14 protein-coding genes are annotated in these 16,612 nt (G+C 60.9%); 9 read left to right on the top strand and 5 right to left on the bottom strand.

The annotated features are described in order from the left end of the window. Positions 1 to 31: 31 nt before the first annotated feature. Positions 32 to 790, bottom strand: a complete 759-nt coding sequence (locus ABRP86_RS06620; RefSeq protein WP_239268719.1) for a TetR/AcrR family transcriptional regulator — start codon at positions 788 to 790, stop codon at positions 32 to 34. Between the two features lie 413 nt (positions 791 to 1,203). Here ABRP86_RS06620 and ABRP86_RS06615 point away from each other — a divergent pair, with 413 nt between their 5' ends. Further along, positions 1,204 to 2,160 carry a malate dehydrogenase gene (locus ABRP86_RS06615; protein WP_349863230.1) on the top strand — a complete coding sequence of 319 codons (957 nt, stop codon included), beginning with the start codon at positions 1,204 to 1,206 and terminating at the stop codon, positions 2,158 to 2,160. Here the strand turns inward: ABRP86_RS06615 and panC are convergent. Next, complete coding sequence (gene panC / locus ABRP86_RS06610) at positions 2,157 to 2,978, bottom strand: pantoate--beta-alanine ligase (protein WP_005284412.1); 822 nt, start codon at positions 2,976 to 2,978, stop codon at positions 2,157 to 2,159. The two genes, ABRP86_RS06615 and panC, sit on opposite strands and share 4 nt — an antisense overlap. 11 nt (positions 2,979 to 2,989) lie before the next feature. Then, positions 2,990 to 3,811, bottom strand: coding sequence for a 3-methyl-2-oxobutanoate hydroxymethyltransferase (gene panB, locus ABRP86_RS06605; protein ID WP_005277923.1), 822 nt, complete (start codon positions 3,809 to 3,811; stop codon positions 2,990 to 2,992). Between the two features lie 57 nt (positions 3,812 to 3,868). Between panB and ABRP86_RS06600 the strand changes: the two genes are divergently transcribed. The 5 genes from ABRP86_RS06600 (at position 3,869) to ndk (ending at position 9,477) form a co-directional block, all read left to right on the top strand. Beyond that, on the top strand, positions 3,869 to 6,601 hold the full coding sequence (locus ABRP86_RS06600) for a valine--tRNA ligase (RefSeq protein ID WP_349863228.1): 2,733 nt from the start codon (positions 3,869 to 3,871) through the stop codon (positions 6,599 to 6,601). Then, positions 6,601 to 8,172, top strand: a complete 1,572-nt coding sequence (gene folC, locus ABRP86_RS06595; protein WP_502880307.1) for a bifunctional tetrahydrofolate synthase/dihydrofolate synthase — start codon at positions 6,601 to 6,603, stop codon at positions 8,170 to 8,172. The genes ABRP86_RS06600 and folC overlap by 1 nt, the downstream gene beginning before the upstream one ends. Further along, positions 8,169 to 8,663, top strand: coding sequence for a DUF4233 domain-containing protein (locus ABRP86_RS06590; RefSeq protein ID WP_023023554.1), 495 nt, complete (start codon positions 8,169 to 8,171; stop codon positions 8,661 to 8,663). Before folC ends, ABRP86_RS06590 begins: the two co-directional genes overlap by 4 nt. A gap of 5 nt (positions 8,664 to 8,668) precedes the next feature. Then, positions 8,669 to 8,980, top strand: a complete 312-nt coding sequence (locus ABRP86_RS06585) for a hypothetical protein (protein WP_023029145.1) — start codon at positions 8,669 to 8,671, stop codon at positions 8,978 to 8,980. A gap of 86 nt (positions 8,981 to 9,066) precedes the next feature. Continuing rightward, on the top strand, positions 9,067 to 9,477 hold the full coding sequence (gene ndk / locus ABRP86_RS06580; protein WP_005277934.1) for a nucleoside-diphosphate kinase: 411 nt from the start codon (positions 9,067 to 9,069) through the stop codon (positions 9,475 to 9,477). 149 nt (positions 9,478 to 9,626) lie between these two features. Here ndk and ABRP86_RS06575 read toward each other — a convergent pair whose 3' ends face one another. Further along, a complete protein-coding gene (locus ABRP86_RS06575) occupies positions 9,627 to 9,977 on the bottom strand; it encodes an ArsR/SmtB family transcription factor (protein ID WP_284853597.1) in 351 nt (116 codons plus the stop codon). Positions 9,978 to 10,087: 110 nt separating this feature from the next. Between ABRP86_RS06575 and arsB the strand changes: the two genes are divergently transcribed. Beyond that, complete coding sequence (gene arsB, locus ABRP86_RS06570; RefSeq protein ID WP_349863227.1) at positions 10,088 to 11,152, top strand: ACR3 family arsenite efflux transporter; 1,065 nt, start codon at positions 10,088 to 10,090, stop codon at positions 11,150 to 11,152. On the opposite strand, the gene ABRP86_RS06565 is transcribed toward arsB, so the two are convergent. After that, on the bottom strand, positions 11,149 to 11,916 hold the full coding sequence (locus tag ABRP86_RS06565; RefSeq protein WP_349836117.1) for a hypothetical protein: 768 nt from the start codon (positions 11,914 to 11,916) through the stop codon (positions 11,149 to 11,151). The two genes, arsB and ABRP86_RS06565, sit on opposite strands and share 4 nt — an antisense overlap. A gap of 223 nt (positions 11,917 to 12,139) precedes the next feature. Here ABRP86_RS06565 and ABRP86_RS06560 point away from each other — a divergent pair, with 223 nt between their 5' ends. Both ABRP86_RS06560 and rplU read left to right on the top strand, forming a co-directional pair. Next, positions 12,140 to 16,039: a translation initiation factor IF-2 N-terminal domain-containing protein gene (locus ABRP86_RS06560; RefSeq protein WP_349863225.1), complete on the top strand. Its 3,900-nt coding sequence runs from the start codon at positions 12,140 to 12,142 to the stop codon at positions 16,037 to 16,039. A gap of 224 nt (positions 16,040 to 16,263) precedes the next feature. Further along, positions 16,264 to 16,569: a 50S ribosomal protein L21 gene (rplU, locus tag ABRP86_RS06555; RefSeq protein ID WP_023023542.1), complete on the top strand. Its 306-nt coding sequence runs from the start codon at positions 16,264 to 16,266 to the stop codon at positions 16,567 to 16,569. The last annotated feature ends 43 nt before the right edge of the window (positions 16,570 to 16,612 follow it).

Below are 16,612 nucleotides of genomic sequence, written 5' to 3'. Positions count from 1 at the left end.
GGGCATCGGCAAGCAGCCGGTGCCCCTACTTTTATGCCTCGCCGTAGATATCTTGCGGGGAGGCCTCATCGCCCTCGTCGGCATCAGAAGGTACCAAATAAGACTCGTGGCCGGAATCGGGGATATTGGCGGTGAGGAATGCCAGCACGGTATCGACGGTGAGCCGGTGCATGCCGTCGGTATTTGCCTGGCTGGACATATCCACGCCCAGCAGGTTGTCCATCATCGCCCGGTTGGTCACGCGGTACGAGGTGAGCGAGGCGATGATGGTGAAAATATCGTTGGTGGAAATGCCCGGGCGGAAGGCACCGGCGTCCTGGCCCAGCATGAGCAGGCGATCGAGGTGAAGGGCGACGCCGCTAAAATCCGCCACGGGATTGGTGGAAGAGCCCACGATGGACTGGGCGGTTTCCCAGGTCATCATGCGGATGGCCTCGGGGTGGTTGACGTACTGCCAAAAGATCCAGTCCACCAGCTTGCGCACGCCCTCGACCGGGACCGCGGAATCGAGCTCCAAGTCCTCTTCGTTGGGGCGGAGGCGCTCGGCGGCGGTGCTTAAAGCGCTCAAGTACAGGCCCTGCTTATCGCCAAAGTGGTAGTGAATCATGCGCTTAGACATGCCGGATTCCGCGGCGATGGTATCTAGCTTGGTTTCAGAAAAACCCCACGCGGAAAACTGGGAAATGGCGATATCCACCACGGCATCGGTGCTGATGGAATCCGCAGCGTGAGCGTCGGAGTCCTCCGCCTGCTCCGCAGCGTGCAGCGGTTCGGTGTGCTCAGTGCTCATAGCATGTGTCCTATCTCTGCTTCGCGGCGCCGATGTGGCGATGGTGGGTAGTGTCTTGGGAACTGCACGGCCGGCCTCATGCTGGTCCGGTGCGGTAGCGAGGTGACCAATATGTTGCCGCCCAAAAGCAGGGAATGTATCCCTGCACGCGCACTCCCCGGTGGGGCTGTGCCGCTTCCATCATGCCCGATTATTCCCACGTCGCGGGAGGAATGTGCACATTGGGGGCGTTAATTTGGAGGTAAACGGGGGTAATATCCGGAAATTCAGCGGCGTTTTCCCTCCGAAAGAGGGGGATAAATTTCACAACACGCTACCTCCGGATAGCGCTAAGCTAGGGGTTGATACATCCCGTGGAGGGTGGCGTGCATGAGGGGCGCTTACAACTCCACGACATACGAGGAGGAATGAGCATGACCCAGCCAGTAAAAGTAACCGTCACCGGCGCCGCCGGAAATATCGCCTACTCGCTGCTGTGGCGGATTGCCGCAGGCGACGTATTTGGCAAGGACACCCCGGTAGACCTTGCCCTATTGGAAATCCCAGCGGTAGTAGAAAAGGCCGAGGGCGTGGCCATGGAGCTGCGCGATTCCGCCCTGCCACTGGTTAACTCGATTACGGTGGCAGATGACCTCAAGGTCGCCTTCGAGGATGCCACCGCCGCATTCCTCGTCGGCTCCCGCCCGCGCAGCAAGGGCATGGAGCGCGCAGATCTACTCGAGGCCAATGGCGCCATCTTTACTGAGCAGGGCAAGGCCATCAATGACTATGCGGCGCGCGATGTTCGCGTGCTGGTGGTGGGCAACCCAGCCAATACCAACGCGCTGATTGCCGCGCATAGCGCGCCGGATCTGGATAACTCCCAGTTCAACGCACTCATGCGCCTAGACCACAACCGCGCCTTGGGCCAGCTGGCGGCCAAGACGGGCAAGGCCACCAAGGACTTTTCCAAGATTGCGGTCTGGGGCAACCACTCCGCCACCCAGTTCCCGGATATCGCTTTCTCCAACGCGGAGGTAGATGAGCAGTGGTACCGCGAGGAGATGATCCCCAAGGTGGCCAAGCGCGGCGCGGAGATCATTGAGGTGCGCGGCAGCTCGTCCGCGGCGTCGGCGGCATCTGCCGCCGTGGACCACATGCACGATTGGGTCCACGGCACCGAGGATTGGCGCACCGCCGCCGTGCCTTCGGATGGCTCCTATGGCGTGGACGAGGGCCTCGTCGCAGGTTTCCCCACCGTCTCCCGCGACGGCAAGTGGGAAATCGTCCAAGGCCTGGAGCTCAGCGATTTCCAGAAGGAGCGCATCGAGGCCTCCGTGCAGGAGCTGCGTGAGGAGCGCGAGGCCGTAGCCCACCTGCTGAAAGGTTAAGCCTCCAGCACCAAGTTATCGATGAGCCGCACCGGCCCCACATGCGCTGCTACCAGCGCCAAGGCGGGCCGGTGTTGTGCATCTACGGGCTCGAGCGTGGCCGGGTCCACCACGGTGAGGTAATCCACCGTCACGCCGGGGGAGGAAGCGAGCTGGGCCTCAGCTTCTTCACGTGAGGCGCCATCCTGCAGCGCGAAGAGTGCCTGGGATAAGGCGACCGCCTGCTCACGCTCGGCGGCACTGAGGCGCGCATTGCGGCTGGACTCGGCCACGCCGTCCGTTGCGCGCACGATGGGCACGCTGATGATGTCCAGCGGCAGGTCGAGGTCCGCCACCAGGCGGCGGATGATCGCTACTTGCTGCGCATCCTTTTGCCCAAAATAAGCGCGGTCTGGTGTGACAAGGTGAAACAGCTTGCTCACCACGGTGGCCACGCCGTCAAAGTGGCCGGGGCGCGAGGCACCTTCCAAGACCGAGCCCATCTCACCCGTGCGCACCCACACCCGCGGGGTGCCACCCGGGTACATTTCCTCCACGCTGGGGGCGAAGACCGCATCGACTCCCAACGAGTCCAGCAGTGCGGCATCCGCGTCGAGGGTGCGCGGGTAGGCGCGGTAGTCTTCGCAGTCGCCCAGGTCCGTGAACTGGAGGGGATTGACAAAGACCGAGCACACCACGGTGTCGTTGTCTTCGCGGGCGCGGCGAATGAGGGAAGCGTGGCCGTCGTGAAGCGCGCCCATCGTGGGCACCAAACCCACGGAACCGGACGCTGCCGCGCGGAAGGCACGGAGTTCGGATTTAGTTGTGAGGATCTGCATGGCTTAAGACCTTAGTCCTCGAAAGACTCCTCGGCGTTGGGGAAGGAACGTTCACCCACATCTGCGACATAGTCCTTCGCTCCTTCCAGCAGCGCGCCGCGCAGATTCGCGTAGCGGCGCACAAAACGCGGCGCCTTGGGACCTCCCAGGCCGAAGGCATCGGTCCACACCAGAATCTGACCGTCGGTCTGCGCGCCGGCGCCGATGCCGATGGTGGGGATGGGCAGCTCCTTGGTCACCTGCTCAGCAAGGGCTGCCGGTACCATCTCCAGCACCACGGCGAAGGCGCCGGCCTCGGCGAGGGCGCGGGCGTCGTCGTGAAGCTTCTCCGCACCGGCACCCCGGCCTTGGACCACGAAGCCGCCCAAGGCGTGGACCTGCTGGGGTGTAAAGCCAATGTGGGCGCAGACCGGGATGCCGGCGGCGACAAGCGCGGCAACAATGGGAGCGCGCTCCGCACCGCCCTCCAGCTTCACGGCCTGCGCGCCGGTTTCCTTCATGACGCGCACCGCGGTCTCCAGCGCCTGGGAGGGGCCGTCCTCATAGGAGCCGAAGGGAAGGTCCACCACCACGAAGGCGCGGGAGGTCGAAGCAACCACCGCGCGGGCCAGCGGGATCATCTCATCGAGGGTGAGCGAGAGCGTGGTTTCGCGGCCCAGCACCACGTTGGCCAGGGAATCGCCGACGAGCAGGAGATCGACCCCGGCTTCATCGAAGATTTCGGCGGTCAAGCAGTCGTAGCTCGTCAGGCACGCGAAGGCCTGAGAGTTGTCTTTGGCTTGGGTGAAGTAACGGGTGCGGAGGCGGGCGCGGTGGCCAGGGTTGTGAGACATGCCCTTACTCTAGACAGGCCGGTGGTGCCAGTTGACGCACAGGGTAGAGTTGGCCAGGTGACTGATCAGAATAAAGAGCAACTCGTTGGCACCAACCGCGCGGACCAGCTTCCCAAGTCCTGGGAGCCGCAGGCAGTAGAAAAAGACCTCTACGAAGGCTGGGTAAGCGCCGGTTACTTCACCCCGGATGCATCCTCGGAGGCGGAGCCCTATTCCATCGTGCTGCCGCCGCCGAACGTCACCGGCCAGCTGCACATGGGCCACGCCTTGGACCACACTCTGATCGACTCCATCATTCGCCGCAAGCGCATGCAGGGCTATGCCACCCTGTGGCTGCCGGGCGCTGACCACGCAGGCATCGCCACCCAGACCAAGGTGGAGGCCCGTCTGCGTGAGCAGGAGGGAAAGAAGCGCTGGGACTATGAGCGCGAGGAATTCATCAACAAGGTCTGGGAATGGAAGGAAGAATTCGGTGGCACCATCCAGAACCAGATGCGCGCCATCGGTGACTCCGTGGACTGGACCCGCGAGCGCTTTACCCTGGATGAGGGCCTGTCGCGCGCGGTGCAGACCATCTTTAAGAACCTCTACGATGAGGGCATGATTTACCGGGCTAATCGCCTGGTCAACTGGTCGCCGGTGCTGGAGACCGCCGTTTCTGATATCGAGGTCGTCTACAAGGACGTCGAGGGCGAGCTGGTCTCCATCCGCTATGGCTCGCTCAATGACGATGAGCCGCACCTCATTGTTGCCACTACGCGTGTGGAAACCATGCTTGGCGATGTCGCCATTGCCGTCCACCCCGACGATGAGCGCTACGCCCACCTCGTGGGCCAAGAATTGGATCACCCTTTCCGCGATGACCTGAAGCTGAAGATCATCGCCGATGATTACGTGGACATGGATTTTGGTACCGGTGCGGTAAAGATCACCCCGGCCCACGATCCCAATGACTACGCCATGGGTACCCGCCATAACTTGGATATGCCGACGGTCATGGATACCACCGGCCACATCGCGCATACCGGCACCCGTTTTGATGGCATGACGCGCGAAGAAGCGCGCGTGGAAATCCGCGAGGCGCTGCGGGAGCAGGGGCGCATCGTCAAAGAAATACGCCCCTATGTCCACTCCGTGGGCCACTCGGAGCGCTCCGGCGAGCCCATCGAGCCGCGCCTGTCGCTGCAGTGGTTCGTCGATGTAGCGCAGATGGCGAAGGCCTCTGGCGATGCCGTGCGCGAGGGCGATACCGTCTTGCACCCGCAGTCGCTGGAGCCGCGCTACTTCGAATGGGTCGATGACATGCACGATTGGTGCATCTCCCGCCAGCTGTGGTGGGGCCACCGCATCCCCATTTGGTACGGTCCGGAGCGCACGAACGAGTCTGGTGAGATTGAGCGGGACATCGTGTGCGTCGGCCCCGATGAGGAGCCGCCGGCAGGCTACGAGCAGGATCCGGATGTCCTCGATACCTGGTTCTCTTCGGCGCTGTGGCCATTTTCCACCCTGGGCTGGCCCGATAAGACCCCGGATCTGGAGAAGTTCTATCCCACCAACGTGCTGGTCACGGCCTATGACATCTTGTTCTTCTGGGTCGCGCGCATGATGATGTTCGGCACCTTTGCCGGCACCAAGACCCCAGAGCTTTTGGGTAAGGGCACCGATGGCCGCCCGCAGATTCCTTTCAAGGACCTCTACCTGCACGGCCTCGTGCGCGATGAGCAGGGCCGCAAGATGTCCAAGTCCCTGGGCAATGGCATTGACCCGATGGACTGGGTGCGCGATTACGGCGCCGATGCGCTGCGCTTTACCCTGGCCCGCGGCGCTAACCCGGGCGTGGATTTGCCGCTGGGCTCTGACGCCGCCGCGGCATCGCGCAACTTTGCCACCAAGCTCTTTAACGCCACCAAGTTCGCGCTGATGAACGGCGCCGGCGTGGCACCGCTGCCAAAACGCACGGAGCTTTCCGATGCCGACCGCTGGATCCTCGACCGCGCCGAAGAGGTGCGCACCCAGGTCGATGCCTACTTGGACGATTATCAATTTGCCAAGGCCAACGAGCTGCTCTACCACTTCACCTGGGACGAGCTCTGTGACTGGTACCTGGAGATTGCCAAGACGCAGATCCCGCGCGATGGCGAAACGGTAGAAGGCCGCAATACCCAGATCGTCCTGGGCCGCGTCATCGACGTCGTGCTGCGCCTTTTGCACCCCACCATGCCGTATGTGACCGAGGTGCTGTGGAAGGCATTGACCGGCGGGGAATCCATCGTCATCGCCCCATGGCCCACGGTGGCCGATACCAACGGCGGCGCCACCAAGGACGCGGTGGCCGCCCGCCGCATCGACGATGCCGATAAGCTCATCACCGAGCTGCGCCGCTTCCGCTCTGATCAGGGCGTTAAGCCTTCGCAAAAGGTACCGGGCCGCCTCGACTTCGCTGCGGCAGACCTGCAGGGCCAGGAGGAATTGGTGCGCAACCTGGCCAATACCACCGCGCCGGGCGAGGAGTTTAACCCCTCGGCCTCCATTGAGGTGCGCCTGTCCCAGGCCACCGTGGAGGTCACGCTGGATACCCACGGCGCGGTAGACGTCGAAGCCGAGCGCAAGCGCCTGGAAAAGGATTTGGCCAAGGCCAATAAGGAATTGGAACAGACCGGCAAGAAGCTGGGCAATGAGAACTTCCTGGCCAAGGCGCCGGAAGAGGTGGTCACTAAGATTCGGGCGCGCCAAGACATCGCGCGCGAGGAAGTCGAGCGCATTACCAGCCGTTTGGAGGGCCTTAAGTAGTGTCAGATCAGCGCTTCAATCACGACGCCAACGGCAATGGCGAGGCCACCGGGGAAGAGGACGATTTTGAGATCGTCGATGCCCTCAAGGAGGGTACCGAGGGCACCCCGGTGGAGATTACGGAATCGGGCCTGACCCTCAACCTGGGCATGGGCGAGGACGAAGAATATAACGACGCCGCGCCCCAAGAGGTATCCCCGGAGGAGCTGCAGGCGCTCGGCGAGGTGGAAGACGAGCTCAACCAGCGCTGGCCGGAGACCAAGATCGAGCCCACCCTGGAGCGCATCGAGATGCTCATGGATTTGCTGGGCCACCCCGAGCAGTCCTTTGACGTCATCCACATTGCGGGCACCAATGGCAAGTCTTCTACCGCCCGCATGGTCGATTCGCTGCTGCGTTCCTTCCACCGCCGCGTGGGTCTGGTCACCAGCCCGCACCTGCAGCGGGTTACCGAGCGCATCGGCATCGATGGTCGGCCCATCCACCCGCGCGACTACGTGCGCCTGTGGCACGAAATCAAGCCGTATGTGGAGATGGTGGATGCGCACTCAGACGTTCCCATGTCCAAGTTCGAGGTCCTAGTGGGCCTGTCCTATGCAGCGTTTGCCGATGCCCCCGTTGACGTCGCCGTCGTCGAGGTCGGCCTCGGCGGGTCGTGGGATGCCACGAACGTGGTCAATGCGGACGTCTCCGTAATTACCCCAGTGGGCCTGGACCACACGGATTACCTGGGCAGCGATATTCGGGAGATTGCGGGGGAGAAGGCGGGCATCATCAAGCGCCGCGCCGATGCCGAAAACCCGCTGACACCGAATGAAAACATCGCCATCATCGCCGAGCAAGACCCCGAGGCCATGCAGGTCATCCTGCAGCGCGCGGTGGATATGGATGCCGGCGTGGCGCGCTCCGGAGCGGAGTTCGCGGCCTTAGAATCCCGCATCGCGGTCGGTGGCCAGCAGGTCAATATCCAGGGCCTCGGCGGCATGTACGAGGATATTTTCTTGCCGCTGCACGGCGAGCACCAGGCCAAGAATGCGGCCGTTGCCCTTGCCGCGGTGGAAGCCTTCTTCGGTGCCTCTTCCGGGCATCCATTGGATATTGCCTCTGTGCGCAACGGTTTTGCCAAGACGATTTCCCCCGGCCGCCTCGAGCGCGTGCGTACTTCGCCTACGACGTTTATCGATGCCGCCCACAATCCCCACGGCGCCAAGGCACTCGGCGCGGCGCTCGACCGCGACTTCGATTTCGCCCGGCTTATCGGCGTGGTCTCCATCTTTGGTGATAAGGATGCCCAGGGCATCCTCGCCGCGCTGGAGCCGTATTTGAGCGAGGTAGTCATCTCCCAGAACTCCTCGCCGCGCGCGCTCGATGCCTATGAACTGGCGGAAACCGCCCGCGATATTTATGGCGAAGAACGCGTCTATGTGGCCGATGATCTGCCCGGCGCCTACGCGCAAGCCGTGGAGCTAGCCGAGGAATCCGAGGTGCAATCCGGCTCCGGTATTGTCATTACCGGTTCGGTGGTTACCGCCGGCGAAGCCCGCGCGATGTTTGGAAAGGAGCCCGCATGACCAGCCCCAATCCTAGGTCCCGCCCGCATCGTCCGCCTCGGCCGCCGCGCCGCGGTGATGAAGTCGCGGATAATGAAATCGGCCCATTGGGCTTGGGGCAGGATCCCGTCAAGGATCCGCTCAAGAGCTTTAATGGCATGGTCATCGCCAGCTCGCTCATCATGGAGTCGATCACGCTCGTATTGGCGCTGCCACTGTTGTACAAGCTGTATGACGGCACGCTGTGGACGCCGTTTAACTACGGCGTGGTCATAGGTGCCCTGATATTCCACCTGGGCATGATCGCGTTTATGAATAAGAAGTGGGCGCTGACCGTCATCGTGTGGGCGCAGCTATTGGGCCTCATCCTTGGCTTCATGGCGCACTGGTCCATCGCCGCGATCTTCATCATCTTTGGCATGGAGTGGCTCCTTGCGGCGTATTTGCGCAGTAACTTAATCGCCCGCATGAAGCGCGGTTACTTAACTACCCAGCACCTCAACCAGAAGTAGTGGCCATGCGCACCGTCTATCTCGTCCTCGCGGCCCTAGCCTGCATTGCCGCGGTCGCTGCCCGCGCAGCCACGGGCGCGCCGTGGCTGCCGCTGGTAGCACTCATCATCGCCGCCGTATTTTTGGCCCTGGCACTGCGCGCTAATTTTCAGCGGGCAGAAGAAGCCACTCTTGATGATTTGGATAAAAAGCAGCGCGCAGAGATTAAGCGCTTGCTGGGCAACGGCCAGTTCGGCACGGCGGTTAACCAAGTGCGCCTGTGGTTTAGGGGGACCTCGCATGAGCGCGCGACGGAGATAGTCCAGCAGCTTACTTAGTGTTTATTAAATGCCGCCCACTGCGCTGCCCCCGCTTATAGCCCTCGGGCGTGGACGAATTGTGGGTATTCGGTACAGTATGGGGCATGACTGAACGTACATTGATCCTCATTAAGCCGGACGGCGTAAAGAACGGCCACGTGGGCGAGATTATTGCCCGCATCGAGCGCAAGGGCCTCAAGCTGGCCGAGCTGGACCTGCGCGTGGCTGACCGTGAGACCGCAGAAAAGCACTACGAAGAGCACAAGGACAAGCCATTTTTCGGCGAGCTGGTGGACTTCATCACCTCCGCACCGTTGATTGCCGGCGTTGTTGAAGGCGAGCGCGCCATCGAGGCATGGCGCCAGCTGGCCGGTGGCACCGACCCAGTCTCCAAGGCTGCACCGGGTTCCATCCGCGGTGACTTCGCACTCAGCGTGGGCGAGAACATCGTGCACGGCTCCGACTCCCCAGAGTCCGCAGAGCGCGAGATCGGAATTTGGTTCCCCAACCTCTAAGCACTGACTCTACCTAGATTCCAAGGAAGCCCGAGCGTTAAGCTCGGGTCTTTTCCATTATGAGGGGGGATATATTGCGGAGTGAAATACTTTGATTGGCTCACAGTGTTGCAGACATATCAGGTCCAGATTTCATTGCTAGTGGCTGTTTAGTCGAAAGAGAGTAGCTCGCGAAGTGCAGTGAAAGCTTGCTTTTGCACTTCATGGGTGACGGTGCGGCCAGTCTGTCGTTTGGCTAAGAGGCCAGCATCCCGCAGTTTTGCAAGATGGTGAGACACCGTCGGCTGGGTGAGGCCGGATAATGTGGTCAATTCGGAAACGCTCATCGGGCCGCAGCCTTCATCGCACAAGATGGATAAAAGACGAAGTCGGGCGGGATCTGCAAGTACCTTGAATTGCTGGGCAAAGTGCACGGAATCGTCCTGGTCTAGGGGGCCGTTGTTGAGTGAACAACATTCGTTGATGTGAGGATTTTTGGTCATGCCGTGCGAAGAAACCATGCCTTTAGTATATGGGCGTTTGACATACCCTTTCATATTGACATCTATCGATATGAATGGTTACAGTGCTGCACGGTACGGTGCGACTTGGGTCAATGAAGGAGACAGGTATGGCTACCTCACAGAAGCCGCGTTTGGCTTTTCTCGATCGCTTTCTACCCCTGTGGATCATCCTAGCTATGGTCCTTGGCCTGCTCATAGGTCATTTCCTTCCAGGAATAGGGAACGCGCTCTCAGCTTTGGAAATTGGAGGTATTTCCCTCCCAATCGCTTTAGGACTGCTGGTGATGATGTATCCACCGCTTGCTAAAGTGCGCTATGAAAAGACTCGGGAGATTGCCACTGACAGACGGCTGATGACCGTGTCGATCGTTTTAAATTGGCTTGTAGGGCCAGCATTCATGTTCGTACTGGCTTGGCTATTCTTGGCGGATCAACCCGAGTTGCGCACGGGTCTTATTATTGTCGGCCTTGCCCGCTGCATCGCAATGGTCTTGGTATGGTCAGACCTATCCTGCGGTGACCGGGAAGCCACGGCAGTACTAGTAGCAATCAACTCCGTTTTCCAAGTTGCGATGTTCGGAGTCCTGGGTTGGTTCTATTTGCAGATACTACCGGGGTGGCTGGGCCTTGATACCACCTCTGTCGAATTTTCTTTCTGGTCCATTGTTACTTCGGTACTCGTATTCTTAGGAATTCCGCTTTTGCTTGGGATCATCTCCCGAGTATGGGCAGAGAAAACTAAAGGGCGTGAGTGGTTTGAAAACCGTTACCTTCCCGCCGTGTCTCCTTTGGCAATGATCGGTTTGCTGTACACAATTGTCTTACTGTTCTCCCTGCAGGGAGAACAGCTCGTGGAGCAGCCGATAGCGGTAGTTAGGGTAGCGGTGCCTCTGATGCTGTACTTTGTCGGGATGTTCTTTTTGGCTTTGGGCGTAGCTAAGGCTGTCGGAATGAACTATGCACAATCTGCCTCAGTGGCCTTTACCGCAGCGGGAAATAATTTTGAGTTAGCCATCGCGGTGTCCATTGGTACCTTTGGAGCTACCTCTGCTCAAGCATTGGCCGGTACTATCGGACCCCTTGTCGAAATTCCGGTTTTGGTTGGCCTGGTATACGTAATGCTCTGGATTGGTCCCAAGTTATTTCCTGGAGACCGGACTCTGCCGAATTAGCGCCTGCCAAGTTGATATAAGCACCGCACGCCAGTAGGGGAGAGGGTGATGCGCCAGCTTTCTACTTTGGAGCGCAGCCCAATATTTTCTACCTCCACTAGCCCATGCTTTTTTAATTCCTGGATCGCATCGGACAGAGGATCTAGCTCCACCTGCATCAGGCGGGACAAGGCCTTGGTGGTGGTCGTATTGCCCTGGACTGCCCCGGCGGTGACGAGGGCGGTGAGGGTATCGAGGTGGGCATCGGCAAGCTCCATGGCACTATCCGTGACCCCTTCTAGTGGATCTTCAGCCACGATGCGCTGCATGCGGCGGCGGCCAATGCGGAAGGACTGGGAAAACATGGCCCACAAGCCCAGTGGAAATGCGAACGCCGACACCGCGCCGGTTAAGATACCTTCTACGGGTGGGGCCAGGGAAATGTCCGGCAACCAGCCAGCCGCGGATAGCGGGGCCATGGCCAGCGGTAGGGCAATTGGAATTACTGGTGCCCAATAAGCAATGGCGGGGTAATCGCCCTCGAGGTAGACATCCTGGCTAGCCCCAATGGAGCGGGGATAGTGGCGGATGAGGGGCACTAATCCGATGACCGCAAAGACCGCAAAAACGGCGGCGCCCATCAGCATGTAGCTGGCCCCCGTTTGGGCAAAACCGAGAGCAAAGCCGGCCGGAACGCCGCATAAGCACGCCTCTTTCGGCGTAATCTCATTGCGCTGCCGGTACTGCGATAATGTCCGTGCGGGACGCGGTGCCAGTTCTGCCATAATTTCAAACGTAGCATCGCCCACAGCCTGCTCGCCGCGCCAGGATTGTGTGACACAATGGAACTCACGCGCAGCGCGCGCATAATTTCATAACCCCACAAGCTTTAACGCAGTGCGTTTATCGCGGCTATTCGTGCGGCAGCGGCACAGCTCCTCTAGGGCTGTGCCTGCGCCCGAGTAGCTGGCGCACCATACAATCGAAGTACAGGAGTAAGCCCAACTAATGGTGGCACAGAACTCTCAAGAAACAACTGAAAACCTACAGGCAGCTGCGGCTTTGGCCCAGCGGATAGATCCGAGCGAGCTGAAAGATAAAACTCGCGTGTATGCGATGGCCAAAAAGCTCGGCCTATCATCACGCCAGCTGGTGGCCCAGCTGAAGGACATGGGCCTGAATAAGACCGCGCAGAGCTCTATTACCCGCGCGGAAGCAGGCGACCTCTTTGCCGCTTTGGCGCGCCACGCAGGGGCTGCGGAGGCGGGGCAGCCGGCAGCCGCGGACGAGAACCCAGAGGATGCAAAGCCTGAGAACAAGGCCAAGACCACCAAGCGTGCTCGCCGCACCCGCAAGGCCACGAAGAAGTCCGCGCCCGCGGCAAAGAAAGAACCGGCGCAGGCCGATGCCGGGGAAGAAGCTGGCACCCCGGCTGACAACACCGCAGCCAATGCGGAAGAGGAAAAGAACCTGCGCTACCGCGTGCGCAAGAACGTGGACAATGAAATCTCCCAGATTGAGGAAAAAGTCGATGCTTCGCTGGTAAAAAACGCATTGCCGGATGTAAAGCAGGCACCGGACCGTCTGCCGGATCCTGAGCCGGCGAAAGCACCCGCGCGCGCTGAAGACGTTACAGACGCTGAAGATGCCGATGCTACCGATGCGGGCGCTGCGGATGCCGGTGAGGGTGACACGACGGGGACCGTGGATCCAGCCAAGTTGCATGAGGTGCTGGCAGAGGCCGGCGAGGATTTCGACGATGATTACTATGCACCGCGCATAGTCCCGCGCGCGGAGACGGACGACGATTCCGCCGCGTATGACTTCGCACCGCTATTTATGCCACCGCAGCAGCAGGAAACCGCCGATCTCGGTGAGGACGCGGCCGCGGACATGGCGGCGATCGCTGAAGCCGCAGATGCGGCGGATCCTGCCAAAGACGCCGAGCCCGCTGAGGCCGACGAGGCCGAGGCAGGCAATAAGGCAGCGCGTGGGGGTTCTGACAAGCGCCGCCGCGGCCGCCGCGGTACCTCCCGCGGGCGCGGCGGGAACGAGAATTCCAAGAAGGATGCGGCGGATAAGGAGCCGGAGCTTATCGATGAGCCCAAGGCCATCCGCGGCTCCACCCGCATCGAGGCGCAGAAGCGCCGCCGCGCAGAATTGCGCGAAAAGGGCCGCGAGCGCCAGCACATCGTGTCCCAGGCGGAATTTTTGGCGCGGCGCGAGGCCGTGGAACGCACCATGGTAGTGCGCGATAAGCAGCGCGAGGACGGCGCGGGCATCGTCACGCAGGTGGGCGTGCTTGAAGATGACCTCTTGGTCGAGCACTTCGTTACCACTGAGGCCCAGGCTTCCCTCATCGGCAATATCTACTTGGGCCGCGTGCAAAACGTCTTGCCGTCCATGGAGGCGGCGTTCGTGGACATCGGCCAGGGCCGCAATGGCGTGCTCTACGCCGGCGAGATTGATTGGCGCAAGACCAAATTGCATGGGCGCTCCCGGAAGGTAGAAAATACCCTGAAATCCGGCGACCAAATCTTGGTGCAGGTGGCAAAGGACCCGATTGGCCACAAGGGCGCGCGCCTGACCACCCGGATCTCCTTGGCCGGCCGCTACCTCGTCTACGTTCCAGGTGGGCGCAGCGCCGGAATTTCGCGCAAGCTGCCGGCACCAGAGCGCAAGCGCTTAAAGGACATCCTGGGCCGCGTGGTGCCAGGCGATGGCGGCGCCATCATCCGCACCGCTGCCGAAAACGTTCCCGAAGAGGCCATCGCAACCGATGTGCAGCGCCTGCATAACCGGTGGGAAGATATTTCCGCCCAGGCCAAGAAGGAAAAATCCTCCAAGGGTGCTAAGCCGGTCACGCTGTATGAAGAGCCGAATATGCTCATCAAGGTTGTCCGCGATCTCTTCAATGAAGACTTCCACCGCCTGATCGTGGATGGGAAGCGGTCCTTTAATACGGTCAATGCCTACGTGGAATCCATGGCCCCGGATCTTGCAGACCGCGTGGTGCGCTATAAGCCGAAGGACCACGGTGGCCAGGACGCCTTTGCCGCCTACCGCATTGATGAGCAGCTACATAAGGCACTCTCGCGCAAGGTGTGGCTGCCATCTGGCGGCACCTTGGTCATCGACCGCACTGAGGCCATGACCGTCATCGACGTCAACACCGGCAAGTTCACCGGCTCCGGCGGCAACCTGGAAGAGACCGTGACCCGCAATAACCTGGAGGCGGCCGAAGAAATCGTGCGCCAGATGCGCCTGCGCGATTTGGGCGGCATGATCGTGGTGGACTTTATTGACATGGTCCTGCCGGAAAACCAGGACCTGGTTTTGCGCCGCCTGAAGGAGGCTTTGGGCCGCGACCGCACGCGCCACCAGGTATCCGAGGTCACTTCCTTGGGCTTGGTACAAATGACGCGCAAGCGTTTGGGCACCGGCCTGGTAGAGACCTTTTCTACCGAATGCGAGCACTGCCATGGCCGCGGCATCATTATTCACGAGTACCCGGTCGATGAAGCCGAAGACAACCACTCCGGCCACCATTCGCACGGTTCCTCTAAGTCGCACAAGAAGCCTGACCACGATCCCCAGCAGCACCCTACTGCCGTGGCCATGCACGAGCACGACGATGAGGACGAGCGCGCGGAGAAGAAGGGGCAGAAGGGCCGCAAGGGCCGCAGGAATGCCACGTCCCAGCCGCAAAAGTACCGGAAGACGGATGCCCCGCTCTACGGCAACGAGGATGAGCAGTCACCGTCCCTGGAGGAGCTCGTGGCCAATGTCGTCGTAGACGATGAGTCCGCCGACTCCACGCAGAAGGCCCCACAGAAGCGCGGCGACGACGCGCGCGGACACCGTGACGAGCGCAGCCGTGGCCGCAGCGAAGACAAGCAGAAGAAGCGCCGCCGAGTGCAGAAGAAGTCTGAGGTCTCTGAAATCGAGGCCATCGCCTATGCCGCGGCGGACAACGCCGCCGAAAGCGATGAGGTCCAGGAATTTAATTCCTATGTACCCGATGGCCAAGAAGCACCGGCGAAGGAGAAAAAGCGCACCCAGCGGGGCAAGAAGCCGCGCCGGGCAACGCGGACCTCGCCCGCGTCCCGTCGCACGCAGGAGCAGCCGAACCAGCGCCAGCAGGCCGCTGAAGAAAAGGCTGAAGAGAAGAAGGCAGAAGCTTCCGATGCCCCGGAGAAGACTTCTTACGAGGAGGCAGTCGCCGAGTATGAGGCTTCTCCGCGCCGCAAGCGCCGCACGCGCGGGAATTCGCGTTCCGATAATCGCCCGCGCCCAGAGGATTTTGCCCAGCAGCAACAGGCGGAATCTGCGGAGTCCTCGGATGAGGCACGGCGTGACGATGCGCCCCAGCAGGAAGGCGAGCAGCAAAATCCCCGTAGCAAGTCGCGCGGGCGCGGTAGGCGTCGTAGCGTTCGCACCCAGCCGAACTCCCGCCGGGCAAATGTGCAGGCCTCGCACCGGGCTAACGTGCAAGATGTAAAGCAGAACAACAAGCGCGGGGACACCTCGCGGACGGCGGAGCAACGCCACGAGAATATCAGTGGCGGGAGGAAGAATTCCTCGGTACAGGGAGGTCGTCGCGGCAAGCGCCGCGTGGTACGCACCAACCCAAGGGATAAGGCCACCTCGCACAACGCGGGTACGCCTACAGCTACACCTGTTCAAGGGGAGAAGGATTCCCAGAAGGCTAGTGCTCCGCAGGCCGAAACGAAGGTTATTCGCCGCGGGAAGAAGCGCGCGGTGAAAAAGACCGGGGCGCCGGCAGCAGCTGCGCGACAGGAACGTGCTGGGGAAAAGGTGCCCACTAACGTGCCTGAGACCCCGCAAACTGGTGCTAAGGACGCGGGTCGGCGGCGGCGCCGCGTAACACGGCGGGCTACTTCCTAGGGCATCGCCACGCGGGTGCGAAGTGCGTGGTTTGTATTTTGTACCCGCGGCGGGGTAGTCTTTGACAGTCGCTGTTTAGAACTCTCGGCGCTGGATCAGCCCACAATTGCCGCCCGGTGATTGCGGATATGTTCGCGCGAGGTCTGAACGCAATATGTAAGTGTCCATTCGGATGACGGCCTGGATGCCGTGTCCGAGCGAGTTTAGATAAGGGGTAACCCTCTATGTACGCGATCGTCAAGACCGGCGGCAAGCAGTACAAGGTTGCTGAAGGTGACCTCGTCAAGGTCGAGAAGATCGAGGGTGAGCCAGGCTCTGCCGTGGCTCTCACCCCGGTTCTGCTCGTCGATGGCGCCGCTGTGAAGTCCAAGGCTTCCGACTTGGAGAAGGTTTCCGTCGCTGCGGAAATCGTTGAACAAGGTAAAGGTCCAAAGATTGATATCCTGAAGTACAAGAACAAGACTGGTTACAAGAGGCGTTTGGGTCACCGCCAGCCTCAGACCACCTTGAAGATCACCGGTATCAAGTAAGCCTTAACCGGGCTGCAAATCATCCCCGAAGGAGGGAAACGAC

Origin of the sequence: Corynebacterium sp. KPL3927 (assembly GCF_040225835.1) — a bacterium.
Classification (GTDB): Bacteria; Actinomycetota; Actinomycetes; order Mycobacteriales; family Mycobacteriaceae; genus Corynebacterium.
Note: the sequence above shows the minus strand (reverse complement) of the source record. Positions and strands in the feature narration are given on the sequence as shown.